We start from the raw sequence: 25,923 nt of genomic DNA on the forward strand, positions 1-25,923 counted from the left end.
CGAAATGCGAATCCAGCACCCGCGCGCCCGCGCCCTGTGCCTCCCTGCCCCTGCCCCTGCCCCCGTGCGCGGCTCCGGCCACGCGGGGCCCGTGCCCGCCCGGCGGGTCCCGGCCCGGCGGGTCCCGGCCCGGCGGCTCCCGGGAGCTACAGCTCCCGCCGCATCCCCCGGTGGCCGATGTTCCCCTCGGAGAACTCCGCCCCGTACGCCACGTACCCCAGCCGCTCGTAGAACCCGAGCGCCCCGGTCTGGGCGTGCAGATCCACCGCCGTGAGCCCCCGGGCACGGGCCGCGTCCTCGATCGCGCGGACCAGCGCGACCCCGACGCCCAGACCCCGCGCCCGCGCGGTCACCGCGAGCCGGCCCAGCACACCCAGCGCCGGGTCACCACCGGTCCGCCCGGCGGCGGCCGGGCCGTGCAGCAGCCGCCCGGTGCCGAGCGGGGTGCCGTCGGCGCGGACCGCCAGCACATGCACCGTGTCGGCGCCCTCCTCGTCGAAGGTGTCGTACTCGATCTCGGCGGGCACCCGCTGCTCGGCGATGAAGACCTCCTCACGGAGGGCGAAGCAGGCCGCGCGGTCGGTGGCGCTCCCGGCGACCCGGACCTCCCAGCGGCCGGACCCGGTCACGCACTCTCCTCCGCGATGCGGTCGAGCGCCTGGCGCAGATCGTCCGGGTAGCCGCTCTCGAACTCGACCCACTGCCCGTCCGCCGGGTGCTCGAAGCCGAGGCGCACCGCGTGCAGCCACTGCCGGGTCAGACCCAGCCGCTTGGCCATCGTCGGATCGGCGCCGTAGGTGAGGTCGCCGACACACGGGTGGCGGTGGGCGGACATGTGCACCCGGATCTGATGGGTGCGCCCGGTCTCCAGCTTGATGTCCAGCAGCGAGGCGGCGCGGAACGCCTCCATCAGGTCGTAGTGGGTCACCGACGGCTTGCCCTCGGCGGTCACGGCCCACTTGTAGTCGTGGGTGGGGTGACGGCCGATCGGCGCGTCGATCGTCCCGCTCATCGGGTCCGGGTGGCCCTGCACCAGCGCGTGGTAGCGCTTGTCGACCGTGCGCTCGCGGAACTGCTGCTTGAGCAGGGTGTAGGCGCGCTCCGACTTGGCCACCACCATCAGACCGGAGGTGCCGACGTCCAGCCGGTGCACGATGCCCTGGCGCTCGGCGGCGCCGGAGGTGGAGATGCGGTACCCGGCGGCGGCCAGGCCGCCGATCACGGTGGTGCCGGTCCATCCGGGGCTCGGGTGCGCGGCCACGCCCACCGGCTTCATGATCACGACGATGTCGTCGTCGTCGTGGACGATCTCCATGCCCTCGACCGGCTCGGCCACGATCTGGACCGGGGCGGGCGCCTGGGGCATCTCGACCTCCAGCCACGCACCGCCGTGCACCCGCTCGGACTTCCCCACGGCAGCGCCGTCGACCAGCACCTTCCCGGCGGCGGCCAGCTCGGCGGCCTTGGTGCGGGAGAACCCGAACATACGGGAGATGGCGGCGTCGACGCGCTCGCCCTCAAGGCCGTCGGGTACGGGCAGGGTGCGGATCTCGGGAAGGGTACTCACCCGTCGAGTATGCCTTGTCCGGGGACACGCCCGGAGCCGCGGCCGGTGCGGGCGGGCCCCGGGGCCCGCCCGGCCCCGAAGAGCCCGGCCTCCCGGTCCGGCCCCGGGTCTGCCTCCCGGTCCGGCTTCCGGTCCCGGACCCCCGGTCCCGGTTTCCCCGCCCGGACCTCCGGCCCCGGGTCCTCAGTCCTTGTGGACAGTCCCGTCCGGGTCCAGGCCGCGGAAGGAGAGGATCACGATCAGAACGCCGCCGCAGACGATCGCGGTGTCCGCGAGATTGAAGACGGCGAAGTGCGCGGGGGCGATGAAGTCGACCACCGCGCCCTTGAAGACCCCGGGGGCCCGGAAGATCCGGTCCGTGAGGTTGCCGAGCGCGCCGCCGAGCAGCAGACCGAGCGCGATGGCCCAGGGCAGGCTGTAGAGCTTGCGCGCCAGCCGGATGATCACCACGATCACGATGGAGGCGATCGCGGTGAAGATCACCGTGAACGCCTCGCCGATGCCGAAGGCGGCACCCGCGTTCCGTACCGCCTCGAACCGCAGCCAGTCACCGATGATCTCGATGGGCTCGTGGTGCTCCAGCTTCGCCACCACGAGCATCTTGGTGGTGAGATCGATCAGATACGCGACGACCGCGACCGAGAGCAGTACGGCGACTCTGCGCCTGCCCTTGGGCTGCTCGGCGGGCGCCGCAGCCTCGTCGTCAACATCCGGCGTACCGATGATGCGCTCCGCCTCTGCCACGTGAGTCCCTCAACCTAGGTGCCTGACTGACCACGAGGGTACGGCACACGCGTACGGGATCAGCCCCGGCGTTCCTGCTTCTGCTTGCACTCGACACAGAGCGTGGCGCGCGGGAACGCCTGCATACGGGCCTTGCCGATGGGTTTGCCGCAGTTCTCGCAGAGGCCGTAGGTCCCCGCCTCCAGCCGCTGGAGCGCCCGCTCGGTCTGCTCCAGCACCTCGCGGGCGTTGGCGGCGAGCGACAGCTCGTGCTCCCGGGTGATGTTCTTGGTGCCGGTGTCGGCGTCGTCGCCGCCGGAGCCGCCGCCCGAGTCGCGCATCAGATTGGCGAGGGCCGCCTCGGACGCGGTCAGCTCGGCGTTCAGCCGGGTGACATCGCTCTCCAGGAGCGCCCTGGCCTCGGCGACCTCCTCCGGGGTCCAGGGTTCCTCGCCCGGCCGGACCGCCAGCTCTCCCGGAGCCGGCTCGTCCGCCGCACGGGCCGTGGGCACCGCCGCCGGGCCGGTGCCGGCGGCCACCGTCTTCTTCGCTCGCACCGTAGGGGCTCCTGTCTGTCTCGCGGGCGCCGCTGCGGTGGGCGCCTTCCGGGCCGCGGTCTTCCGCGCGGTCTTCTTCGCGGTCCTGGCCGGGGTCCGCGCCCCGGCCTTCCCGTCGGGCGCCGTACCGGCCGCCGTCCTCCCGGCCACGGCCTTCCCGGCCGCGCCCGTCCCCGCCGCACTCTTCTTCGCCGCCGCCTTCCTCGCCGCCGCCTTCTTGGCGACCGCCTTCTTGGCCACGGCCTTCTTCGCGACCGCCTTCTTGGCGACCGCCTTCCTCGCCGCCGCCTTCTTGGCCGGGGCCTTCTCCGCCGGGGTCGTGCCCGCCGTCCTTCTCGCAGACGCCGGGCCCGCCCGGCCCTCGGCCGGAGCCGAGGCGGCGGTGGTACTCACGGACGCCGGATCGCTCTCGGCGGTCTTCTTCGCCACCATGGCCGCGGCCCCTTCACATACTGTGATATTGCTCGCGAATCGTGCTGGGACGATAAATCGACCCCAGCTCCGCGGCAATCGGGGCACACCGCACGGCGGCCCGCCCCGGCCTCGGTGAAACGGACCTGCATCCGTTGTGCCCAGCCCCTCGCCCGGTAATCCGCCCCGGGCCGGGGCCTCGGTCCCCACCGGCGCACATCCCGCCATCCGGGTCATCCGCCCGGGGCGCACCCCACCCGGAGCGCGCCCCGGAATCCGCCCCGGAATCCAGCCCGGTGCCGAGCCCGGTGTCCGGCCCGGAATTAATCGGTCCGACGCCCGGCCCCCGGCCCCTTACACTGGGCGGAGCGAAAGGCTTGGATGGGGACGAGTAACGTCGTACGCAGCCATGAGCGACCCGGGGACGGTGCGAGCCCGGGGGCGAGCGCGAGGTGAAGGATCACCCCGGAGCCACCGGAAGAAAACCGTCGGACGACCCGCCGGTGACTAGACCCGGTGTCGCGACCCCAATGAGGGGGCGGTGCGGGTCCGCGCCGCCAAGGAGGGTGGTACCGCGGGAGCTGTCGGCTCTCGTCCCTCCGACGGAAGAGTTCGCAGTCCGCCGGAGGAGTTTCGATGACACCCCCGCAGTACCGTCAGGTGCCCGCCCAGGTCGACCTGCCCGCGCTGGAGCACGCCGTGCTCGATTTCTGGCGCGAGAACAAGGTCTTCGCCAAGAGTGTGGCCCAGTCCGAGGGCCGGCCCGAGTGGGTCTTCTACGAGGGCCCGCCGACCGCCAACGGCATGCCCGGCGCCCACCACATCGAGGCCCGCGTCTTCAAGGACGTCTTCCCCCGGTTCCGCACCATGAGCGGCTACCACGTCGCCCGCAAGGCCGGCTGGGACTGCCACGGCCTGCCCGTGGAGCTGGCCGTGGAGAAGGAGCTGGGCTTCTCCGGCAAGAAGGACATCGAGGCGTACGGCATCGCCGAGTTCAACGCCAAGTGCCGTGAGTCGGTCGCCCGGCACACGGACGCCTTCGCCGAGCTGACCGAGCGCATGGGCTACTGGGTCGACACCGACGACGCCTACTGGACCATGAAGCCCGAGTACATCGACTCGGTGTGGTGGTCGCTGAAGGAGATCTTCAACAAGGGACTGCTGGTCCAGGACCACCGGGTCGCCCCCTGGTGCCCCCGCTGCGGCACCGGCCTCTCGGACCACGAGCTGGCCCAGGGGTACGAGACGGTCGTGGACCCCTCGGTCTTCGTCCGCTTCCCGCTGACCTCGGGGCCGCTCGCGGGCGAGGCGTCGCTGCTGGTCTGGACGACCACCCCGTGGACGCTGGTGTCGAACACCGCCGTGGCCGCGCACCCCGAGGTCACCTATGTGGTGGCGACCGACGGCGAGGAGCGGCTCGTCGTCGCCGAACCGCTGCTGGAGAAGGCCCTCGGCGAGGGCTGGGAGCGCACGGGTGCGTCGTTCACCGGTGCCGAGATGGAGCGCTGGACGTACGAGCGTCCCTTCGAGCTGATCGACTTCCCGGCCGAGGCGCACTATGTCGTCAACGCCGAGTACGTCACCACCTCCGACGGCACGGGCCTGGTCCACCAGTCCCCCGCGTTCGGCGAGGACGACCTCAAGGTCTGCCGCGCCTACGGACTGCCGGTGGTGAACCCGGTCCGCCCGGACGGCACCTTCGAGGAGGACGTACCGCTGGTCGGCGGGGTCTTCTTCAAGAAGGCGGACGAGCGGCTCACCGCCGACCTCCAGGAGCGCGGCCGGCTCTTCCGCCACACTCCGTACGAGCACAGCTATCCGCACTGCTGGCGCTGCCACACCGCGCTGCTCTACTACGCGCAGCCGTCCTGGTACATCCGTACCACCGCGGTCAAGGACCGGCTGATCGAGGAGAACGAGAACACCAACTGGTTCCCGGAGTCGGTCAAGCACGGCCGGTTCGGCGACTGGCTCAACAACAACATCGACTGGGCGCTCTCCCGCAACCGCTACTGGGGCACCCCGCTGCCGATCTGGCGCTGCGAGGAGGACCATCTCACCTGTGTCGGCTCGCGCGCCGAGCTGACCGGGCTGACCGGCACCGACCAGACGGAGCTGGACCCGCACCGGCCCTTCATCGACGAGGTCACCTTCCCCTGCCCGCGGTGCGAGGGGACCGCGACCCGGGTGCCGGAGGTGATCGACGCCTGGTACGACGCGGGGTCGATGCCCTTCGCGCAGTGGGGCTACCCCTACCAGAACAAGGACATCTTCGAGAAGCGCTATCCGGCGCAGTTCATCTCGGAGGCGATCGACCAGACCCGCGGGTGGTTCTACACCCTGATGGCGGTCGGCACCCTGGTCTTCGACAAGTCCTCGTACGAGAACGTCGTCTGCCTCGGCCACATCCTCGCCGAGGACGGCCGCAAGATGTCCAAGCACCTGGGGAACATCCTCCAGCCGATCCCGCTGATGGACCAGCACGGCGCGGACGCGGTGCGCTGGTTCATGGCCGCCGGCGGCTCCCCGTGGTCCGCGCGCCGGGTCGGCAACAGCACGATCCAGGAGGTCGTGCGCAAGACCCTGCTGACGTACTGGAACACCGTGGCGTTCCAGGCGCTGTACGCGCGTACGGCGAACTGGGCGCCCTCCGCGTCCGACCCGGCCCCGGCCGGCCGCACGGTCCTGGACCGCTGGCTGCTGAGCGAGCTGAACGCGCTGGTGGACCAGGTCACCCAGGCGATGGAGACCTTCGACACCCAGCGTGCCGGCAAGCTGCTCTCCTCCTTCGTGGACGATCTGTCGAACTGGTACGTGCGCCGGTCGCGCCGCCGGTTCTGGCAGGGCGACCCGGCCGCGCTGCGGACCCTGCACGACGTGCTGGAGACGGTGACCCGGCTGATGGCGCCGCTGACCCCGTTCATCACCGAGCGGGTCTGGCAGGACCTGGTGGTCCCGGTCACCGCCGACGCGCCGGAGTCGGTGCACCTCTCCACCTGGCCGGTGGCGGAGCTGGACGCGATCGACCCCGAGCTGTCCCGGCAGATGGTGCTGGTGCGCCGGCTGGTGGAGCTGGGCCGGGCGACCCGGGCCGAGTCGGGAGTGAAGACCCGTCAGCCGCTCTCCCGCGCGCTGGTGGCGGCGGCCGGCTTCGACGCGCTCCCGCCCGAGCTGCGGGCGCAGATCACCGAGGAGCTGAATGTCTCCTCGCTGGCCTCGCTCTCCGAGGTCGGCGGCTCGCTGGTCGACACCACGGCGAAGGCGAACTTCCGGGCGCTGGGCAAGCGGTTCGGCAAGGGGGTCCAGGCGGTGGCGAAGGCCGTCGCCGAGGCGGACGCCGCCGCGCTGTCGCTCGCGCTGCGCGAGGGTACGGCCTCCGTGGTGGCCGACGGCGAGACGGTCACCCTCTCCCCCGACGAGGTGATCATCACCGAGACCCCGAGGGAGGGGTGGTCGGTGGCGTCGGACTCCGGGGCGACGGTGGCGCTGGATCTGGAGATCACCCCCGAGCTGCGGCTCGCGGGGCTGGCCCGGGACGCGATCCGGCTGATCCAGGAGGCCCGGAAGAACAGCGGGCTGGATGTGGCCGACCGGATCGCGGTGGTCTGGTCGTCCGCCGACCCGTCCACGGTGGAGGCGCTCACCGCGCACTCGCCGCTGATCGCCGATGAGGTCCTGGCGGAGAGCTTCGCCGCGTCGGACCCGGACGGTTCCTTCGGCGCGGCCTTCACGGACGAGCCCCTGGCGCTCACCTTCCATCTGCGCAAGGTGTAGCCGCGCCGGCCGCACCGGCGGGCACACCCCGAGGGCCGGGTCCTGGACAAGGACCCGGCCCTCGGGCGTATCCGCGTCCTGTGGGTCCGAAAGGCCCCCATGACTCGGAGGTTCGCGGGCCGGAAGCCGGGGTTCGGGACCCGGAGGCCGGGGGGATTCGGGCACGACATGGGGCCGGGCCCGGAACAGTGTCCCGGGCCCGGCCCCATGATCTGCCGACGGCTACGCGCTCAGCGCGCTGCCGCCACTCAGTTGTCGTCCTCGTCGATCAGGAATCCCCGCATCGGCGCCGGCGCCTGCTGCATCGGCTGCGGAGCCTGCGGCCGGACCGGAGCCATCGGCTGGGTCATCGCCGGCGACATCTGCTGCTGGCCACCGTACGAAGGGGCTCCGCCCATCGACGGGTTCCCGCCCATGGACTGGCCCATCGACGGGGCTCCACCCATCGCGTGTCCCATCGAGGGGGCGCCCGCGGACGCCATCGACGGGGACGGCGGCAGCGAGGCCGCCGACGGGGTGCGCGGCGGGGCCAGGGAGTCGTCGGCCTGGGTCTCCAGCTGACGCAGCTGGCTCTCCAGATACGACTTCAGCCGGGTCCGGTACTCGCGCTCGAAGCCCCTGAGGTCCTCGACCTTCCGCTCCAGCGTGGCGCGCGCCGACTCCAGGGAGCCCATGGCGACACGGTGCTTCTCCTGGGCGTCCCGCTCCAGCGCGTCGGCCTTGGCGCGGGCGTCCCGCTCCAGGCCCTCGGCGCGCGAACGCGCCTCGCCGACAATCTTGTTGGCCTCGGAACGGGCCTCCGCGATCGCCTGGTCGGCGGTCTGCTGCGCCAGGGAGAGGACCCGTGCCGCGCTGTCGCCGCCGGGGCCCTGACCGGGCTGCTGCATCTGCTGGCCGTGACCGCCCATGGGACCGCCCTGCATGGGACCACCCTGCATCGGGCCGCCCTGCATGGGACCGCCCTGCATCGGGCCCCCCTGCATCGAGCCCTGCATGGGACCGCCCTGCATGGGACCGCCCTGCATCGGGCCGCCCTGCATGGGACCGCCGGGGCCGCCCTGCATCGGGTTGCCATGGCTGGGACCGGCCGGCAGCTGAGGAGCTCCACCGGGCAGCTGGGGGGGACCCATCTGCGGGGGCTGCTGCTGCTGGACGGGGGGTCCGGATATGGCGGCGGGCACCGGGGCACCCGGTCCCTGCCGGCCGTCCTGCGGCTCCGGCGGCTTGCGCATTCCCTGCTGCTGCTGGTTCTGCGCTGCCGCACGAGTCGCGGCGGCCAGCTTGGCCCGCAGGTCCTCGTTCTCACGGAGCAGGCGGGTCAGTTCCGACTCGACCTCGTCGAGGAAGGCATCGACCTCGTCCTCGTCATAGCCTTCTCGGAGGCGGACGGTCGTGAACTGCTTGTTCCGCACGTCCTCAGGGGTCAGCGGCATCTCTTCTTCACCTCTACGTAGTCGTCGGCAGTCGGCAAGACCGTATCGTCCACGGTTGTCTCCCTCATCTCGCGAAGCGACCCACGATATTGAGCAGGATGTAGACGATGATCATCAGAACGAAGAAGGACAGGTCGAGTGCCACGCCCCCGAGACGCAACGGCGGGATGAACCGCCGAAGAAGCTTGAGTGGTGGATCGGTGACAGTGTAGGTGGCCTCAAGGACGACCACCATCGCCTTACCGGGTTGCCATGAACGGGCGAACTGGAAGACGTAGTCCATGACCAGCCGGAAAATCAGCACGACGAGGAAACACAACAGCGCGATGTAGACCACCTGTAGTGCGACGCCCATCCCGCGCTTCTCCCCTGTGCTCTCGTGGTCCGGCCGTACGGCCGGGTCGTCCCGGTGTGGTGCTTCTCAGCTCTGGTTGAAGAAACCGCCCTCTGCGATACGGGCCTTGTCCTCCGCCGTGACATCGACGTTAGCAGGCGACAACAGGAACACCTTCTGTGTCACCCGCTCAATGCTGCCATGGAGACCGAAGACAAGTCCCGCGGCAAAGTCGACAAGTCGCTTCGCATCGGTGTCGTCCATCTCGGTCAGATTCATGATCACCGGAGTCCCCTCGCGGAAGTGTTCCCCGATGGTACGGGCCTCGTTGTAGGTCCGGGGGTGCAGAGTGGTGATGCGGTAAGGCTCCCGCTCGGACACGACCTTGGGCATGATCACCGGTGCGTTCTTCTCCAGGCTCGGACGTTCAGGTGTGATGGACGCCACGGGGGCGATTCGCGCCGGACGCCCGTTTTCTGCGGGTAGCGACACGGGAATCGGCATCGGCTCGCGCTGCGCCGGGGGCTGCACCGCCCGTACCGGCTCCTCGCGTTCCACGGGGTGCGGGGGCTGGTGCCGCCGGTGGTCCCGCTCGGGCTCCGGCTCGGGTTCGAAGTCGTCGTCGGGGTCGAAGCCCCGGCCGTCGTAACCATCGTCCTCCACGAGGCCGAGGTAGACCGCCATCTTGCGCATCGCGCCGGCCATGCTCTGAGTCCTCCGCTCTGTGGTGGATCGCCCTCGCCACGAATGTCCTCGTGTCACCAAGTGCCCGCGATCCACTAGGTCTGCCCGCTTTGTTACGGGAATGACCATATTTTCTGCTGTGGTCCGACTTCTTGGCGACGTTACCCGAGCCGAGGACGGACTCCGAGTACCGCAGTGCCGACGCGCACATGTGTCGCCCCGGCCGCCACGGCCTCTTCGAGGTCCGCACTCATCCCGGCCGAGACCATGTTCGCAGCAGGATGCCCCCCGCGCAGGCCGGATGAGAATTCCATCATCCGCTCGAACGCCGCCCGCGGCCGTCCCGCGTAGGGACCGGTCAGCGGGGCGACGGTCATCAGTCCTTCGAGACGGAGTCCTGACGCGGCGTCAACCGCCGCGGCCAGCTCCTCGATTCCCTCCGGCGCGACCCCACCGCGCTCCCCGCGCGCGCCGGCGCCCGCGTCCAGCGCCACCTGGAGGAGGCACCCCAGCTCCCGCCCGGCGTTCCCGGCCGCGGTGGAGAGAGAGGTGACCAGTTTCATGCGGTCGATCGAGTGCACCACATCGGCATAACTCGCGACGGAGCGGACTTTATTGGTCTGGAGTTGACCGACAAAGTGCCAGCGGAGGTCCAGATCCGCACAGGCCGCGGCCTTCGGGGCGGCGTCCTGGTCGCGGTTCTCGGCGACATTCCTCACACCGAGTTCATGGAGCAGCCGGACATCGCTCGTGGGGTAGGTCTTGGTGACCACGATGAGCGTCACATCCGACCGTTCCCGGCCGGCGGCGGCGCAGGCGGAGGCGATACGTTCCTCCACGCGGGCCAGATTCGCGGCGAGTTCGGCCCGCCGGGCCCCGGCGCCTTCGGTGGTCCCGGTGGTCCCGGTGGTCCCGGTCTCCCCGGCGGAGGGCCGGCCGCCCAGGGGCGTGCCCTCCGGCCCCCCGGCGCCGGTGGTGCTGTCGCGGTCCGTCATCATGCGCTCTCTCCTGCCGGGGAATCGGCGTCCGTCTCCCCGGAGAGCGGTGCCAGCCAGACATATCCGGCGAGCCGCCCGGTGACGCGGTCCCGTCGGTACGAATAATGGTCGTTCGATTCCAGGGTGCAGAACCGGGACGCGTCCCGGTCCCGGACTCCGGCCGCCGCCAGCTGGGCGTGGACCCCCGCGGTGACATCGACGGCCGGGGTTCCCCAGCTGGTCTCGGACCAGGCGGCCGGTTCGACCGCGGCCACCTCGTCCCGCATCCGCTCGGGCACTTCGTAGCAGCGACCGCAGACCGAGGGCCCGGTGCGGGCGACGATCCGCTCCGTCGCCGCGCCGGCGGCGACCATCGCCCGGACGGTCTCCGGCACGATCCCGGCGACCAGCCCCGGCCGGCCCGCGTGGGCGGCGGCGACCACTCCGGCGACCGGATCGGCCAGCAGTACGGGGGTGCAGTCGGCGGTCAGCACGGCGAGGGCCAGCCCGCGCCGGGCGGTGACCACCCCGTCCACACAGGGCACCGGCCCCTCGCCCCAGGGTCCGTCGACCCGGGCGACATCCCGCCCGTGGACCTGGTTCATCCAGACCACCCGGTCCGGGTCGAGCCCCAGCTCCTTGGCGGCGATGGACCGGTTGGCCCGTACGGCCCCGGGGTCGTCGCCGACCGCGCCGCCGAGGTTCAGCTCCTCGTACGGAACGGCGCTCACCCCGCCCCACCGGCTGGTGAAGGCGAAGTGCGCGCCGTTCGCGTGTATCGCGTCGTGCCCCACGGTCACTTCAAGAAGTCCGGAACATCCAGTTCTTCGACCGAGGTGTCCGGGTAGGGACGGGCCGGGGGAACCTGGGGTGCGGAGGTGTGGTGATCGGTGGCGAGCGGCGCGGGCTCGGCGGCGGGCTCGTCGCGGAGCGGGACCGTGCCGAGGCCGCCGGTGGAGCGCGAGGTCTCGGTGCGGGCCGGAGGGGCCTGCGGCTCCTCGCGCTTGCTGCCGGCCGACGAGCCGAGGACGGTGTCCCGGCGGGCGGGCGGCTGGCCGCCGTCGAACCCGGCCGCGATGACCGTGACCCGGACCTCGTCACCGAGGGCGTCGTCGATGACCGCGCCGAAGATGATGTTGGCCTCGGGGTGCGCGGCCTCGCTCACCAGCTGGGCCGCCTCGTTGATCTCGAAGAGACCGAGGTCGGAGCCGCCGGAGATGGAGAGCAGCACTCCGCGCGCTCCGTCGATCGACGCCTCCAGCAGCGGCGAGGAGATCGCCATCTCGGCCGCGGCCACCGCGCGGTCGTCGCCACGGGCCGAGCCGATGCCCATGAGCGCCGAGCCGGCCTCGGACATCACCGACTTGACGTCGGCGAAGTCCAGGTTGATCAGACCCGGTGTGGTGATCAGATCGGTGATGCCCTGAACGCCGGAGAGCAGTACCTGGTCAGCGGACTTGAACGCGTCGAGCACGCTGACCTGGCGGTCCGAGATGGACAGCAGCCGGTCGTTGGGGATGACGATGAGGGTGTCGACCTCTTCCCGGAGTTCGGCGATGCCGTCCTCCGCCTGATTGGCCCGGCGGCGCCCTTCGAAGGTGAACGGGCGGGTGACCACACCGATCGTCAGGGCGCCGAGCGAGCGTGCGATGTTGGCCACGACGGGGGCGCCGCCGGTGCCGGTGCCGCCGCCTTCACCCGCCGTGACGAAGACCATGTCGGCCCCCTTGAGGACCTCCTCGATCTCCTCACGGTGGTCCTCCGCCGCCTTCCGGCCCACGGCCGGGTTGGCGCCGGCGCCGAGGCCCCGGGTGAGTTCCCGGCCGACGTCGAGCTTGACGTCGGCGTCGCTCATCAACAGTGCCTGGGCATCGGTGTTGATGGCGATGAACTCGACGCCCTTGAGGCCGACCTCGATCATTCGGTTGATGGCATTGACACCACCGCCGCCGACACCGATGACCTTGATGACTGCGAGGTAGTTCTGCGGTGCTGCCACGTCGAAGGCCTCTCGCCTCGAGATACGTGTCGTCCACGGCGCGGTTCACGCGCTGCGACGACGGATGCCGATGGGACGGTCCGAAACGCCGACCCGAACCCTAACGTTGAAGTTTAGGGTTACCAGTGTGTCTGTTCGTTGGACTCTCCGAACAGGACACTAAGTCGACAAGTGGCGCGCGTTCAATGAACACGCCGAACCTCCCGTTTTTCTTTTCACCCTATGTGATCAGCCATTGCGCTGACCAGCCAGGGGCCTGGCCAGTGCGTTTGCGCGTCAACTGGTGGACGCGGCAGGGGCGGTGGGGGCGCTGACATCGAAGTGACGGGCCTTCGGGGCCGCTTTCATCAGCGCGGAGAGCGCCCGGGCCTTGGCCTCGCCGTCCTCGGGACTGCCCCAGAGGACCGTCCGGCCCCCGGTCAACTCGACCGCGAAGTAGTCGTATGAGCGCACCGCGATGGTACGGGCGTCGGCGGCCACCTTCTCGGGCAGCTCGGCCCTGACCCGTACCGCCTCCTCGGTCAGCCGGGCCGCGGGGAAGCGGCGCAGACTCGGCGCGTCACCGGCATTCAGTTCGAGCAGGGGTACGCCCCGGGGGGCCTTGTCGACCGTCGCGAAACGGAAGCCGCCGGCGTCGACTTCGACGAAGCGCCCGCCCTTGCGCAGGAGCAGAACGGGCCGGCGCTCGGTCACCTCCAGGGTGATGGTGCTCGGCCAGGACCGGGAGACCTCCACCGAGTCGATCCGGGGCAGCCGGGCGCGCAGCCGGTCCTCGATCCCGTCCGTGTCCACGGAGATCAGGGGGGACCCCATCGGCACCCCGGCGGCCCCGGTCACCTGGCGGTGGGTCAGCACCTCGGTGCCCGAGGGCCGCACCCGCTCCACGCGCAGCCACTCGGAGCCGTACAGCAGCCAGCCGGCGCCGGCCAGGAGCGCGGTGGCGGCCAGGGCGATGAGCAGGGTCCTGCGGCCGGGCAGGCGCAGCCGGCGGCGCGGTCCCGGGCCGCCGGGGGGCGGGCCGGACGCCCCCCGGGGACGACGTGAGGGTCTGCGCGCACCGCGTTCGGCGGTGGTGGGTCCGGCCACGCTCCGGTCTCCTTCCGGCTGGGGCCCGGGGGCTTCCCCGGGCCGCGCGGCTCACGCCTGCCGGCGCGCCGCGATCGCCTCGTACACCATGCCGACCAGCAGGTCGTCGGCGTCCCTGCGGCCGAATTCGGCGGCCGCGCGGGACATCTCGTACAGCCGGTGCGGATCGGCCAGTACCGGGAGGACATTGCCCTGGACCCACTCGGGGGTCAGTTCGGCGTCGTCGACGAGCAGTCCGCCGCCGGCCTTCACCACCGGCTGGGCGTTGAGCCGCTGTTCGCCGTTGCCGATGGGCAGCGGGACATAGGCGGCGGGGAGCCCGACGGCGGAGAGTTCGGCGACGGTCATCGCACCCGCGCGGCAGAGCATCATGTCGGCCGCCGCGTAGGCGAGATCCATCCGGTCGACATACGGTACCGGGATGTACGGCGGCATTCCGGGCATGTTGTCCACATGCGGCAGTTCATTCTTGGGGCCGACCGCGTGCAGGATCTGGATTCCGGAGCGCTGGAGCACCGGAGCGGCCTGCTGGACGACCTCGTTGAGGCGCCGGGCGCCCTGGGAGCCGCCGGAGACCAGCAGGGTGGGCAGGTTCGGGTCGAGCCCGAACGCGGCGCGCGCCTCGGGGCGCACCCGGGCGCGGTCCAGGGTGGCGATGGAGTAGCGCAGCGGGATGCCGATGTAGCGGGCACCGCGCAGCTTGCTGTCGGGCGTGGCGACGGCCACCCCGGCGGCGTACCGCGAACCGATCTTGTTGGCGAGGCCGGGCCGGGCGTTGGCCTCGTGGACGACGATCGGCACTCCGCGCCGCTTGGCGGCGAGATAGCCGGGCAGCGCCACATAGCCGCCGAAGCCGACGACGCAGTCGGCCTTGGTCCGCTCCAGGATCTGCTCGGCCGCCTTGATGGTGCCGCGCAGCCGTCCGGGTACGGTGATCAGCTCGGGTGTGGGCCTGCGCGGCAGCGGCACGGCGGGGATGAGCGCCAGTTCGTAGCCGCGCTCCGGGACGAGCCTGGTCTCCAGTCCGCGTTCCGTGCCGAGGGCCGTGATCCCCACGGTGGGGTCCTGCCTGCGCAGGGCGTCCGCGAGGGCGAGCGCGGGCTCGATGTGGCCGGCGGTCCCCCCACCGGCGAGTACGACATGCACCGAAATTCACCGCTCTCCGGACGGACGCTTGGTCGCGCGCCGTCTCATCGTCTTCCATCTCCCTGGCCTCCGCATGGCCAGGGCCGCCTTCGCGGCGGGCTCCTCTCGCGCGAAGGCGATCAGCAGCCCGATCGCGAACATGGACGGCAGCAGCGCCGAACCCCCGTAGGAGAACAGCGGGAGCGGGACCCCGGCGATCGGCAGCAGACCGAGCACCGCACCGACATTGATCATGGCCTGCGCCATGATCCAGGTGGTCACACCTCCCGCCGCGTACCTCACGAAGGGGTCCTCCGTGCGTCCGGCCACGCGGATACCCGCATAGCCTAGAGCCGCGAACAGGGCGAGCACCGACAGCGTCCCCGCCAAGCCCAGTTCCTCCCCCGCGATGGCGAAGATGAAATCGGTGTGCGGTTCGGGGAGTTGACCCCATTTTTCCATACTTGCGCCCAGTCCGGAACCAAACCATCCGCCGGAGGCGAGGGCATAGATCCCGTGGACCGCCTGCCAGCACTCGCCCTTGGGGCCGAGATCGGCCGCGCCCACGCAGGTGAGCCGGGACATCCGGTTCGGGCTCGTTCTGATGAGCATGAACCCGACGAGGGTGGCGAAGGCGAGGACTCCGGCGAAGAGCCGGGTGGGCGCTCCGGCCAGCCAGAGCAGGCCGAAGAGGATCGCCGTGAGAATGATCGCGGTGCCCATGTCCCCGCCGAGCATGATCAGCCCGAGGAGCATGAACGCGACCGGGACGAGCGGGACCAGCATGTGCTTCCACTGGTTCAGCAGCCGTTTGTCCTGTTTGCGGGCGAGCAGGTCGGCGCCCCAGAGGATCAGCGCCAGCTTGCCGAACTCGCTGGGCTGGAGCTGGAAGGGGCCGCCGAGGGAGAGCCAGTTCTGATTGCCGCCGACCGACTCCCCTATCCCGGGGATCTGCACGAGCACCATCAGGAAGACGGTCACCAGCAGCAGCGGATAGGCGAGCCCGCGGTGCAGCCGGGAGGGCAGCCGGGAGGCGAGCAGCAGCAGTCCGGCGCCGATGAAGGCGGCGAGGAGCTGTTTGCGGAAGAAGTAGGAGCTGGGGAGCGAGAGCGACAGCGCTCTGATCATCGAGGCGGAGTAGACCATCACCAGGCCGAGCACGGTGATCAGCAGGGCGCTGCCGATGATGACGTAGTACGCCGTCAGCGGCCGGTCCCAGGCTCTGCGGGCCCGCTCGAAGGCCCGGCGCGGGCCACCGCCGCGCGGGGGCCCGGGGGTGCGGGCGCCGCCGCGCGGGCCACGCGGGGGCGGGCCGCCGCGCGCCTGGGCGGTACGGCCGCGCAGGGCGAGCCCGGGACGGCCCGGGCGGGCCCCTGTGAGGCCCGCGAGGGCCGGGGCGGGGGTGAGGGGGCGCGCCCACCGCTGGGGCGGGCGGGCCGGACCCGGCCCGGCGGTGGTGTCATCGGCCGGCATGGACGCTGTCCCCTCCAGTCGTGCCCGGCGCGTGCCCGGTGTCCGGGGCGGGCCCCGGGACACCGGGCACGGCGCGAAGGCCGGTCCGCTCAGGTGTCCGGGCGCTCAGGCGCGCTCGGCGGCGAGGGCTCCGACCGCTTCCGCGAACGCCTCGCCTCGCTTGTTGTAATTGACGAACATGTCCATCGAGGCACAGGCCGGGGCCAGCAGTACCGTGTCCCCGGGCCGGGCGAGCCGTGCCGCCTCCCGGACCGCCGCCGACATCGCCCCAGTGTCGGTCCGGTCGAGGTCCACGACCGGGACCTCGGGGGCGTGTCGCGCGAGGGCTTCCCGGATGAGCGCACGGTCCGCGCCGATGAGGACAGCGGCCCGCAGCCGCTCCGCCGACGTCCGGACCAGCTCGTCGAAGGAGGCTCCCTTGGCCAGTCCGCCCGCGATCCAGACGATCGGGTCGTAGGCGGCCAGCGACGCCTCGGCGGCGTGGGTGTTAGTGGCCTTGGAGTCGTCGACATAGGCGACATCCGCCACGTCGGCGACCTTCTCGATCCGGTGCGGATCGGGCCGGAAGGCCCGCAGACCGTCCCGTACGGCCGCCGGGGGCACACCGTAGGCACGGGCCAGCGCCGCCGCCGCGAGGGCGTTGGCGATGTTGTGCGGGGCCGGGGGGCTGACATCGGCGACCTCGGCCAGCTCCTGCGCCTGCTGCCGCCGGTTGGCCACGAAGGCCCGGTCGACGAGGATTCCCTCGACGACGCCGAGCTGGGAGGGGCCGGGGGTGCCGAGGGTGAAGCCGATCGCCCGGCAGCCCTCTTCCACCTCCGCCTCGCGCACCAGTTCCTCGGTGGCGGGGTCGGACGCGTTGTAGACGCAGGCGACGGTGTTGCCCTCGTAGACCCGGCCCTTGTCGGCGGCGTACGCGGCCATGGAGCCGTGCCAGTCGAGGTGGTCGGGCGCCAGATTGAGCACGGCGGCGGAGTGGGCGCGCAGCGAGGGCGACCAGTGGAGCTGGTAGCTGGACAGCTCGACGGCGAGGACGTCGTACTCCTCGTCGCCGAGGACGGCGTCCAGGAGGGAGACGCCGATGTTGCCGACGGCGGCCGTGCGCAGGCCCGCCGCCCTCAGGATCGACGCGAGCATGCGCACGGTCGTGGTCTTGCCGTTGGTGCCGGTGACGGCGAGCCAGGGGGCCGGGGTGCGGCCGGGGCGGCTGTCGCGCAGCCGCCAGGCCAGCTCCACATCGCCCCAGATCTCCACGCCCGCCTCGGCGGCGGCGGAGAACAGGGGCTTGCCGGGCTGCCAGCCGGGCGCGGTGACGACCAGTTCGGTGCCCTCGGGCAGGGTGGCGCCGTCGCCGAGGCGCACGGTCGGATCGGCGCCGCCCCGCTCCCGGGCCCAGGCGGTCAGCTCGGCCGCCTGGGCCCGGGAGCGCTCGTCGTCGCCGTCGCTGACGACGGTGACCACCGCGCCGAGGCCGTGCAGGGCCTTCGCCGCCGGAATCCCGGAGACCCCGAGTCCGGCGACGGTGACCCGCTTGCCCCGCCACTGCTCCGTACTCACTTGTCGGCCGCCCAGCCCGCGTAGAAGAGCCCCAGACCCACGATCACGCACATGCCCTGGATGATCCAGAACCGGACCACCACCAGGACCTCGGACCACCCCTTGAGTTCGAAGTGGTGCTGGAGCGGGGCCATCCGGAAGACCCGCTTACCGGTCATCTTGAAGGAGCCGACCTGGATCACCACGGACATGGTGATGAGGACGAAGAGACCGCCGAGCAGCGCCAGCAGCAGCTCCGTGCGGGAGCAGATGGCCAGACCCGCGAGGGCGCCGCCGAGGGCGAGAGAGCCGGTGTCACCCATGAAGATCTTGGCGGGTGAGGTGTTCCACCACAGGAAGCCGAAGCAGGCGCCCATCAGGGCGGAGGCCACCACCGCGAGGTCCAGTGGGTCGCGTACCTCGAAACAGGCCGCCGGGTTGGTCAGCGAGCCGGCCCGCGCACAGGCTTCCTGGAACTGCCAGAGGCCGATGAAGGTGTACGCGCCGAAGACCATCACCGACGCGCCGGTGGCGAGGCCGTCCAGACCGTCCGTCAGATTCACGCCGTTGGACATGGCGAGAATCATGAAGAGCGCCCAGACCACGAACAGCACCGGTCCGATCGACCAGCCGAAGTCCGTGATGAAGGAGAGCTTGGTGGAGGCCGGGGTCAGATCGCGCTGGTCGGCGAATTGCAGCGACAGCACGGCGAAGGCGATGCCGACGACGAGCTGCCCCGTCATCTTCGCCTTGGCCCGCAGACCCAGCGAGCGCTGCTTGACGATCTTGATGTAGTCGTCCAGGAATCCGACGACACCCATGCCGGCCATCAGGAAGAGCACCAGGATGCCCGAGATGGTCGGCTTCTCCCCGGTGATCACCTTGGCGAGCGCGTAGGCGATCAGGGTGGCCAGGATGAAGGAGATACCGCCCATGGTGGGCGTCCCCTTCTTGCTGCCGTGGGTGCGCGGGCCGTCGTCCCGGATGAACTGCCCGTACCCCTTGCGGGCCAGGAGTTTGATCAGCAGCGGGGTGCCGATGAGCGTCAGAAAGAGCCCGATGGCCCCCGCGAAGAGGATCTGCCTCATCGGCCGGCACCCTGCCCATCCGAAGGCGCTGCCGGGTTCGAGAGCAGCGCCTCGGCGACCCGCTCAAGCCCGACCGATCTGGATGCCTTCACCAGCACGACGTCTCCCGGTCGCAGTTCACTGCGCAACAGGTCGACCGCCGCCCGTGCGTCGGACACGTGCACCGACTCCTCACCCCACGAACCCTCGTTATATGCGCCCAGTTGCAGCCAGGACGCTTCCCTGCCCCCGACTGCGACGAGCTTGCTGACGTTGAGCCGGACGGCGAGCCGTCCGACAGCGTCGTGCTCGGCGAGCGCTTCGTCTCCGAGTTCGGCCATCAGGCCGAGCACCGCCCACGTGCGTCCCCCCCGGGACTGCGCTTCCTGGCCCATGGCGGCCAGCGCGCGCAGTGCCGCTCTCATGGACTCGGGGTTCGCGTTGTAGGCGTCGTTGACGATCGTCACGCCGTCCGGACGCTCGGTGACCTCCATGCGCCAGCGGGAGAGGGTGCCGGCCTCGGAGAGCGCGCTGGCGATCTCCTCGACGGGCATGCCCAGCTCATGGGCGACGGCGGTCGCGGCGAGCGCGTTCGACACGTGGTGCTCACCGTACAGCCGCATCGTCACATCGCTGCACCCGGTGGGGGTGTGAAGCGTGAAGGCGGGCTGACCATGCCGGGTGAGCCGGACATTCTCGGCACGTACGTCGGCGTCGGCGGACTCGCCGAAGAGGGTCACCCGGGCCTTGGTCCTGGAGGCCATGGCGCGGACGAGCGGGTCGTCGGCGTTGAGGACGGCGACCCCGTCCTCCGGCAGGGACTCGACCATCTCGCCCTTGGCCTCGGCGATCCGCTCACGGCTGCCGAACTCGCCGACATGGGCGGTGCCGACGTTGAGCACCAGGCCCACCCGGGGCGGCACCAGGCCGGTCAGGTAACGGATGTCACCGACATAGCGCGCGCCCATTTCCAGGACGAGGTGCTCGGTGGTCTCATCGGCCCGCAGCGCGGTCAGCGGCAGTCCGATCTCGTTGTTGAGGTTGCCCGCCGGGTAGACGGTGGGCCCCTTGCGCTGGAGGATCTGGGCGATCAGGTCCTTGGTGCTGGTCTTCCCGGCGGAGCCGGTGAGCGCGACGGTGGTGGCGCCGAGGCGTTCGACGACATGGCGGGCGAGGGCGCCGAGGGCGGCGGTCACATCGTCCACGACGATCGCGGGCACGCCGACGGGCCGGGTGGCCAGCACCGCGACGGCGCCGTCCGCGACCGCGCCGGCGGCGAAGTCGTGGCCGTCGGCGCGCTCGCCCGCGAAGGCGGTGAACAGGGCGCCCGGCCCGACCGCGCGGGAGTCGGTGACCACGGGCCCGGTGACGAGCAGCTCCGGATTCGGTATGTCGTACGACTGCCCGCCGGTGATGCTGGCGATCTCGGCGAGGGAGAGGGCGATCACTTGGTCATCCCCGGGGTTTCTGGTGAACGGAGGCGCGAGAGGCCCGGATGGCGTCGCGCAGTACCTGGCGGTCGTCGAAGGGACGGACGACTCCGGCGATGTCCTGGCCCTGCTCATGGCCCTTTCCGGCGATGAGCACGGTGTCACCGGGCTCGGCCCGGGAGACGGCCGCGGCGATGGCGGCGGCGCGGTCGGCCTCGACGAGGACGTCGCCGCGCTCGTGGGCCGGCACTTCGGCGGCGCCGGCGAGCATGGTGGCGAGGATGGCGAGAGGGTCCTCCGAGCGCGGGTTGTCGGAGGTCAGCACGGCGGTGTCGGCGAGCCGGGCCGCCGCGGCGCCCATCGGGCCGCGCTTGGTGGTGTCGCGGTCGCCGCCGCAGCCGAGGACGATGTGCACCCGGCCGTCGGTGACCTTGCGCAGGGAGCGCAGCACGGACTCGACGGCGTCGGTCTTGTGGGCGTAGTCGACCACGGCGAGGTACGGCTGGCCCTCGTCCACGCGCTCCAGCCGGCCCGGGACGCCGGGGACGGCGGCGATGCCGTCGGCGGCGGTCTGCGGGTCGATCCCGGCGACGGCGAGGGTGACGACGGCGGCGAGCGTGTTGGCGACGTTGAAGGGGCCGGGCAGCGGCGCCGCGGCCCGCACCCGCACCCCGCCGGGGCCCACGACGGTGAAGACGGAGCCCAGGGAGCCCACTTCCACGTCCTCGGCGCGCCAGTCGGCGTCCGGATGGCCCTCGGCGGAGAAGGTCGTGAGGGGGACGGAGGCCTCCGTGACGAGCCTGCGGCCGTACTCGTCGTCGAGGTTGACCACGCCGCGCCGGCTGCGGGCCGGGGTGAAGAGCCGCGCCTTCGCCTGGAAGTAGTCCTCCATGCCGGAGTGGAACTCCATGTGCTCCGGGCTGAGGTTGTTGAAGACGGCGACGTCGAAGACACAGCCGTCGACCCGGCCGAGGACCAGGGCGTGGCTGGAGACCTCCATGGCGACCGCCTCGACCCCGCGCTCGCCCATGACGGCGTAGAGCGCCTGGAGGTCGGTGGCCTCCGGGGTCGTCCGCTCCGACTTGAGCCGCTCGTCGCCGATCCGGGTCTCGACCGTGCCGATCAGACCGGTGGTGCGGCCCGCCGCGCGGAGGCCGCCCTCCATGAGGTAGACGGTGGTCGTCTTCCCCGAGGTGCCGGTGATGCCGAGCTGGAGCAGCCGCTCGCCGGGCCGGCCGTAGATCTCGGCGGCGAGGGCGCCCATCCGGCCCCGCGGGTCCCCGGTGACCAGGACCGGCAGTCCGGTGGCGGCGGCGCGCTCGGCGCCCGCCGGGTCGGTGAGGACGGCGGCGGCGCCGAGACCGGCGGCCTGGGCGACGAAGTCGGCGCCGTGGAGCCGGGCGCCGGGCAGGGCCGCGTACAGATCACCGGGGCGTACCGCCCGTGAGTCGTGGGTGATGCCGGTGACGGTGATCTCGTCCGCCGCGGGGCTCGTCACCCCCAGCCGGGCGGCCAGGTCCCCCAGGGGGGTCGGGTGGGGCCTTTCCGGCCGGGGAGCTCCCGGCTGCTTCGCGGGGGCGTCCTGCGGGGCGGTTCGGTACTGATCAGCGTGTGGCACGGCGGTGAGCGTACCGGGCGCACCCGGCCCGGAGCCAAAAGAGGGGGGGCCGCCCTCGGTGCCGTCCGCCGGGGGCGGTGGCGGGCTGCCGGAGGGTGTGGCCCCGGAGGGTCCGCGGTTCCCGGAGTCGGGGGTGATGGTTGTCACTGGTGGTTCCTCGGGTCGTTCTCGGGCGGGACGCCCGGCGGTCGGGGGCCGGGCCGGCCGGGTGCCGGAGCGATCGGGTGCCGGAGCGATCGGGTGCCGGAGCGATCGGGTGCGGGGCGGGCCGGGGGCCGGCGGGCCGGCCGCCGGCCCGGGGCCGCCTCGCGGGAGGTGCGCCGGCGGGTCATGGGCCGGGTTCGAAGGTGACGGGGAGTCTGGCCGGTGCGTTGCCGGTGGGCGGCACCTGGAGGGTCTTCAGCGCGAACTGCATGACCTGCTGGTAGACCGGGCCGCAGATCTGGCCGCCGAAGTAGCTTCCCTTGGTGGGGTTCTGGATGGCGCAGTAGACGGCGATCCGGGGCTCGTCGGAGGGGGCGAAGCCGGCGAAGGATGCGGTGTAGCCGCGGTAGCGGCCCAGCTCCGGGTCGACACGGTTGGCGGTGCCGGTCTTGCCCGCGACGCGGTAGCCGGGGATGCGGGCCTTGGTGCCGGTGCCCTCTTCGCTGCCGACGACGGACTCCAGCATGGTGGAGAGCGTCTTGGCGGTCCGCTCGCTCACGACCCGGGTCTTCCTGGGCTCGGGGGCGGCGCCGAACCGGCCATCGGGCCCCCTGGTGCCCCGGACCAGGGTGGGCTCGACGCGTACGCCGCCGTTGGCGATGGTCTGGTAGACGGAGGCGGCCTGCATGGCGTTGATGGACAGTCCCTGGCCGAACGGGATCGTGTACTGCTGCGAGGTGGACCACTTCTTCGGCGGGGCGAGGATGCCGGGGGTCTCCCCCGGGTAGCCGAGCCCGCTGGGGCTGCCGATGCCGAATTTCCGCAGGTAGGAGTGGAGCACCTCATTGGCCTCGGCCTGGGTCCTGCCGAGCTGTCCGGTGGCGAGGATGGTGCCGATGTTGCTGGACTTGGCGAGCACCCCGTTGAGGGTCAGATACCAGGTGGGGTGGTCGATGTCGTCCTTGAACAGCCGATCGCCCCGGTGCAGCCGGTTGGGGACCACGACATGGGTGCCGGGGGTGGCGGCCTTCTCCTCCAGAACGGCGGCCATCGACATCACCTTGGCGGTGGAGCCGGGCTCGAAGGCGTCCTGGAGGGCGGCGTTCCCCATGGCGGTGGCGTCGGCCCGGGAGATGTCGTTGGGGTCGAAGCCGGGCGCGTTCGCCATCGCGAGCACCTCGCCGGTGCGGGTGTCCTGGACTATCACATAGCCGCGGTCGGCCCTGGACTTGGAGACCTGGTCGCTGATCGCGCGCTGGGCCGCCCACTGGATGTCGCGGTCGATGGTCAGCTCCACATCGGAGCCGGGAACGGCCGGGGTCTCGCGGGTGCCGTCGGCGGTGGGGACCCGCCGGCCGCCCGACTGGGCGTAGGTGATCTCCCCGTCCTCGCCGGCGAGGGTCTTGTCGAGCATGGACTCGACGCCCCCGCCGCCGCGGCCCTCGGCGTTCACATAGCCCAGTATCCCGGCGGCGAGATCGGCGTTCGGGTAGACGCGCTTGCTGCTGGACTCCTGGAGCACCCCGGCGAGGACATTGGCCCCGGGGCCGCCGGCCGCCCGGTCGGTGCGGGCCTTCTCGGCGAGGACGCCCTTGAGGTCCTTGATCTGCTTCCAGACCTGCGGGGTCTGGCGGCGGGCCAGCACGGTGTAGCGGGAGTTCGGGGTGCGGAGCTTCTCGGCGAGTTCGCCGGTCTCCTTGCCGAGGATGGGCGCGAGCAGGGCGGCGGCCTGCTCGGGCGCGTTCGGGGACTTGCTCTCGCCGGGCGTGAACAGCTTCGGGTCGGCCGTGATGTCGTGGGCGTCGACGCTGCTGGCGAGGGCGACCCCGGACCGGTCGGTGATCTCTCCGCGCTCGGCGGCGAGCACCACGCTCATATAGCGGTGCTTCTCCGCCTTGTCGGTGTACGCCTCGGCGTCGACGGCCTGCACCTGGAGCAGCCGGACGACGAAGACCAGCATCACCAGCGTCAGACCGAGGCTGACCAGGCGGAGCCGGGGGCGGGGGCTGCCGAGCCGCAGCGGGGGCGGCTTCGGGGTCCGGCGGGCCGGGCGGGAGGGTGGCCCACCGGACGGTGATCTGCGGGCCGGTGGTTTGCGGGCCGGTCCCGGCACCCGGTCGTGCGGGCCGGCCGGCCGTCCCGAGGGGCGCGCTGATCGTTCCTTGGGTGGCACTGGGTCACCTGCCGGGGGGCGTGGAGGGCGGGGCGGGGGTGCCGGACGGGGAGGGCGGCCGGTCCGGGTCCGCTTGCGTCGGGTCCGCTTGCGTCAGGTCCGCTTGCGTCAGGTCCGCTTGCGTCAGGTCCGCTTGCGTCGGGTCCGCTTGCGTCGGGTCGCCCGGGGCGCGGGGTCCGCCCCCGGGCGCCGGGCCGGTCTGTCCGGGGCCGGTCTGGCCCGGGCCGGGGGTCGGTCCCTCGGACGGCGGACCGGCGGGGGTCCCGCCCAGGGTCTGGGGGGTGGGGCCGAGAGGGGCGGGGAGGGTCGGGGAGGGGGCGACGCCGGTCGCGGGGGGCGCGGTGGCCTCGCCGGGGGTGCCGCGGACCCTGCCGCCGGGGTCGATGAAGGCGGGGTTGCCGCCGGGGACCATGCCCAGCTCGCGGGCGCGCCGCTCCAGCGCGTCGGGGGCCAGCCCGCTGTCCACGTCCCGCTGGAGGGCCTGCTGCTCATCGGTGAGTTCGGTGGTCTCCTGCTTCAGCTCGTTCAGTTCGAAGGAGCCCTCGTTGAGCGAGGAGTTCAGCAGGAGCAGGGTGATCAGTCCGCCGCCGAGGAGGACGACGACCAGCAGCACGAACGGCGTGCGCGCGGCGGTGCTGGGGCCCGCCGGCATCATGCGGGCGAGCCTGGCGGCACGCCCCTTGAGCTGCTCGGCCGCCGGGCTCACCGCACGTCCTCCCGGATGCGCTGTGCTCCCCTCAGCCGGGCGGGGGCGGCGCGGCGGTTCTCGGCCACCTCTTCCTCGGTCGGCAGTTCGGCGCCCCGGGTCAGCAGCTTCAGCCGGGGCTGGAACTCCTCGGGCACCACCGGGAGGCCCGGCGGGGCCGTGGTGGCGGCGCCCGCCGCGAGGACCTGCTTGACGAGCCGGTCCTCCAGGGAGTGGTACGAGAGGACCGCGATCCGGCCGTCGACCGCGAGCGCCCCGACCGCCGCCGGAATCGCCCGCTCCAGGACGGTCAGCTCGCCGTTGACCTCGATCCGCAGCGCCTGGAAGGTGCGCTTGGCGGGGTTGCCCCCGGTGCGCTTGGCCGCCTGCGGCAGCGCGTCACGGATCAGCTCCACCAGCCGGGCGCTGTTGGTGAAGGGGTCCGTCTGCCGTTCGCGCACGACGGCCGAGACGATCCGCTTGGCCTGCTTCTCCTCGCCGTACATCCGCAGGATGCGCACCAGCTCGCCGGGCGGATAGGTGTTGAGGACCTCGGCGGCGCTGATCCCGGTGGTCTGGTCCATCCGCATGTCGAGCGGGGCGTCCTGGGCGTACGCGAATCCGCGCCCGGCCTCGTCGAGCTGCATGGAGGAGACGCCGAGGTCGAAGAGGACGCCCTGGACGGCGGGGACGCCGAGCCGCTCCAGCACGTCCGGCAGCTCGTCGTAGACCGCGTGGACGAGCGTGGCACGCTCGCCGAAGGGGGCGAGCCGTTCGCCGGAGAGCCGCAGGGCCTCGGGGTCGCGGTCGAGGGCGATGAGCCGCGCGCCGGGGAAGCGGGTGAGCAGGGCCTCGCTGTGGCCGCCGAGCCCCAGGGTGCAGTCGACGACGACCGACCCCGGCGTTTCCAGGGCCGGGGCCAGGAGGTCCAGGCACCGCTGGAGCATCACCGGGACGTGTCGGGTATTGCTCAAAGGGCCCTCTCAGGTCCGGCGCGGGGGCCCGGTCCACCGCCGAGCGGGACCGGACCGTGCGTACGCCGCACTCGCGGTGCGTACCGCCGCACACGCGGGGAAATCGTGGAAACGTGCAGGATGATTCCGTGAACTGCGCGTCACTTTAGTCCA

General features: G+C 72.0%; 21 protein-coding genes. 1 reads left to right on the plus strand and 20 read right to left on the minus strand.

What is annotated here, in order from left to right; genetic code table 11:
* Positions 1-146: 146 nt before the first annotated feature.
* The 4 genes from ACWCRA_RS20265 to ACWCRA_RS20280 form a co-directional block, all read right to left on the minus strand.
* Entirely contained in the window at positions 147-629 is a 483-nt protein-coding gene (locus tag ACWCRA_RS20265) for a GNAT family N-acetyltransferase (RefSeq protein ID WP_351544608.1), read from the minus strand.
* Positions 626-1,567: an RluA family pseudouridine synthase gene (locus ACWCRA_RS20270; protein ID WP_351544605.1), complete on the minus strand. Its 942-nt coding sequence runs from the start codon at positions 1,565-1,567 to the stop codon at positions 626-628. Before ACWCRA_RS20270 ends, ACWCRA_RS20265 begins: the two co-directional genes overlap by 4 nt.
* 183 nt (positions 1,568-1,750) lie before the next feature.
* Entirely contained in the window at positions 1,751-2,311 is a 561-nt protein-coding gene (gene lspA, locus ACWCRA_RS20275) for a signal peptidase II (protein ID WP_351544602.1), read from the minus strand.
* Between the two features lie 59 nt (positions 2,312-2,370).
* Positions 2,371-3,279 carry a TraR/DksA family transcriptional regulator gene (locus ACWCRA_RS20280; RefSeq protein ID WP_351544599.1) on the minus strand — a complete coding sequence of 303 codons (909 nt, stop codon included), beginning with the start codon at positions 3,277-3,279 and terminating at the stop codon, positions 2,371-2,373.
* A 615-nt stretch (positions 3,280-3,894) separates the two neighbouring features.
* On the opposite strand from ACWCRA_RS20280, the gene ileS reads away from it, so the two are divergent.
* Entirely contained in the window at positions 3,895-7,032 is a 3,138-nt protein-coding gene (gene ileS, locus ACWCRA_RS20285; RefSeq protein WP_451068207.1) for an isoleucine--tRNA ligase, read from the plus strand.
* A 248-nt stretch (positions 7,033-7,280) separates the two neighbouring features.
* Here the strand turns inward: ileS and ACWCRA_RS20290 are convergent, their stop codons facing one another.
* The 16 genes from ACWCRA_RS20290 to rsmH all read right to left on the minus strand — a co-directional run bounded on the left by ACWCRA_RS20290 (position 7,281) and on the right by rsmH (position 25,770).
* Positions 7,281-8,465 (minus strand): DivIVA domain-containing protein, encoded by a 1,185-nt coding sequence (locus ACWCRA_RS20290; protein ID WP_351544594.1) that lies wholly within the window; start codon positions 8,463-8,465, stop codon positions 7,281-7,283.
* 64 nt (positions 8,466-8,529) lie between these two features.
* Complete coding sequence (locus ACWCRA_RS20295; protein WP_190125990.1) at positions 8,530-8,820, minus strand: YggT family protein; 291 nt, start codon at positions 8,818-8,820, stop codon at positions 8,530-8,532.
* 66 nt (positions 8,821-8,886) lie between these two features.
* On the minus strand, positions 8,887-9,504 hold the full coding sequence (gene sepF / locus ACWCRA_RS20300; RefSeq protein ID WP_351544590.1) for a cell division protein SepF: 618 nt from the start codon (positions 9,502-9,504) through the stop codon (positions 8,887-8,889).
* A gap of 140 nt (positions 9,505-9,644) precedes the next feature.
* A complete protein-coding gene (locus ACWCRA_RS20305) occupies positions 9,645-10,481 on the minus strand; it encodes a YggS family pyridoxal phosphate-dependent enzyme (RefSeq protein ID WP_451068208.1) in 837 nt (278 codons plus the stop codon).
* Positions 10,478-11,260 (minus strand): peptidoglycan editing factor PgeF, encoded by a 783-nt coding sequence (pgeF, locus tag ACWCRA_RS20310; protein WP_351544584.1) that lies wholly within the window; start codon positions 11,258-11,260, stop codon positions 10,478-10,480. Before pgeF ends, ACWCRA_RS20305 begins: the two co-directional genes overlap by 4 nt.
* On the minus strand, positions 11,257-12,459 hold the full coding sequence (gene ftsZ / locus ACWCRA_RS20315; protein ID WP_351544582.1) for a cell division protein FtsZ: 1,203 nt from the start codon (positions 12,457-12,459) through the stop codon (positions 11,257-11,259). Before ftsZ ends, pgeF begins: the two co-directional genes overlap by 4 nt.
* A 276-nt stretch (positions 12,460-12,735) precedes the next feature.
* Entirely contained in the window at positions 12,736-13,545 is an 810-nt protein-coding gene (locus tag ACWCRA_RS20320) for a cell division protein FtsQ/DivIB (protein ID WP_351544580.1), read from the minus strand.
* Positions 13,546-13,596: 51 nt separating this feature from the next.
* Positions 13,597-14,691, minus strand: coding sequence for an undecaprenyldiphospho-muramoylpentapeptide beta-N-acetylglucosaminyltransferase (gene murG, locus ACWCRA_RS20325; protein ID WP_351544578.1), 1,095 nt, complete (start codon positions 14,689-14,691; stop codon positions 13,597-13,599).
* 6 nt (positions 14,692-14,697) lie between these two features.
* Positions 14,698-16,143 carry a putative lipid II flippase FtsW gene (ftsW, locus tag ACWCRA_RS20330; RefSeq protein ID WP_351544575.1) on the minus strand — a complete coding sequence of 482 codons (1,446 nt, stop codon included), beginning with the start codon at positions 16,141-16,143 and terminating at the stop codon, positions 14,698-14,700.
* A gap of 105 nt (positions 16,144-16,248) precedes the next feature.
* On the minus strand, positions 16,249-17,700 hold the full coding sequence (gene murD / locus ACWCRA_RS20335; protein WP_451068209.1) for a UDP-N-acetylmuramoyl-L-alanine--D-glutamate ligase: 1,452 nt from the start codon (positions 17,698-17,700) through the stop codon (positions 16,249-16,251).
* Complete coding sequence (gene mraY, locus ACWCRA_RS20340; RefSeq protein WP_351544569.1) at positions 17,697-18,767, minus strand: phospho-N-acetylmuramoyl-pentapeptide-transferase; 1,071 nt, start codon at positions 18,765-18,767, stop codon at positions 17,697-17,699. The genes murD and mraY overlap by 4 nt, the downstream gene beginning before the upstream one ends.
* Positions 18,764-20,194: a UDP-N-acetylmuramoyl-tripeptide--D-alanyl-D-alanine ligase gene (locus ACWCRA_RS20345; RefSeq protein ID WP_351544566.1), complete on the minus strand. Its 1,431-nt coding sequence runs from the start codon at positions 20,192-20,194 to the stop codon at positions 18,764-18,766. Before ACWCRA_RS20345 ends, mraY begins: the two co-directional genes overlap by 4 nt.
* 4 nt (positions 20,195-20,198) lie before the next feature.
* Complete coding sequence (locus ACWCRA_RS20350; RefSeq protein WP_451068210.1) at positions 20,199-21,941, minus strand: UDP-N-acetylmuramoyl-L-alanyl-D-glutamate--2,6-diaminopimelate ligase; 1,743 nt, start codon at positions 21,939-21,941, stop codon at positions 20,199-20,201.
* A 181-nt stretch (positions 21,942-22,122) separates the two neighbouring features.
* Positions 22,123-24,111, minus strand: a complete 1,989-nt coding sequence (locus tag ACWCRA_RS20355; RefSeq protein WP_451068211.1) for a peptidoglycan D,D-transpeptidase FtsI family protein — start codon at positions 24,109-24,111, stop codon at positions 22,123-22,125.
* Positions 24,112-24,115: 4 nt separating this feature from the next.
* On the minus strand, positions 24,116-24,817 hold the full coding sequence (locus ACWCRA_RS20360) for a septum formation initiator family protein (protein WP_451068212.1): 702 nt from the start codon (positions 24,815-24,817) through the stop codon (positions 24,116-24,118).
* Positions 24,814-25,770 carry a 16S rRNA (cytosine(1402)-N(4))-methyltransferase RsmH gene (gene rsmH, locus ACWCRA_RS20365; protein ID WP_351544560.1) on the minus strand — a complete coding sequence of 319 codons (957 nt, stop codon included), beginning with the start codon at positions 25,768-25,770 and terminating at the stop codon, positions 24,814-24,816. Before rsmH ends, ACWCRA_RS20360 begins: the two co-directional genes overlap by 4 nt.
* Positions 25,771-25,923: the final 153 nt, after the last annotated feature.

This window comes from Streptomyces sp. NPDC001889 (assembly GCF_053594535.1).

Excerpts from the sequence above, each read along its gene's own strand:
- ileS (WP_451068207.1), top strand. The coding sequence starts at position 3,895 with ATGACACCCCCGCAGTACCGTCAGGTGCCCGCCCAGGTCGACCTGCCC.
- ACWCRA_RS20290 (WP_351544594.1), bottom strand. The coding sequence starts at position 8,465 with ATGCCGCTGACCCCTGAGGACGTGCGGAACAAGCAGTTCACGACCGTC.
- ftsW (WP_351544575.1), bottom strand. The coding sequence starts at position 16,143 with ATGCCGGCCGATGACACCACCGCCGGGCCGGGTCCGGCCCGCCCGCCC.
- ACWCRA_RS20295 (WP_190125990.1), bottom strand. The coding sequence starts at position 8,820 with ATGGGCGTCGCACTACAGGTGGTCTACATCGCGCTGTTGTGTTTCCTC.
- mraY (WP_351544569.1), bottom strand. The coding sequence starts at position 18,767 with ATGAGGCAGATCCTCTTCGCGGGGGCCATCGGGCTCTTTCTGACGCTC.
- ACWCRA_RS20280 (WP_351544599.1), bottom strand. The coding sequence starts at position 3,279 with ATGGTGGCGAAGAAGACCGCCGAGAGCGATCCGGCGTCCGTGAGTACC.
- sepF (WP_351544590.1), bottom strand. The coding sequence starts at position 9,504 with ATGGCCGGCGCGATGCGCAAGATGGCGGTCTACCTCGGCCTCGTGGAG.
- ACWCRA_RS20305 (WP_451068208.1), bottom strand. The coding sequence starts at position 10,481 with ATGATGACGGACCGCGACAGCACCACCGGCGCCGGGGGGCCGGAGGGC.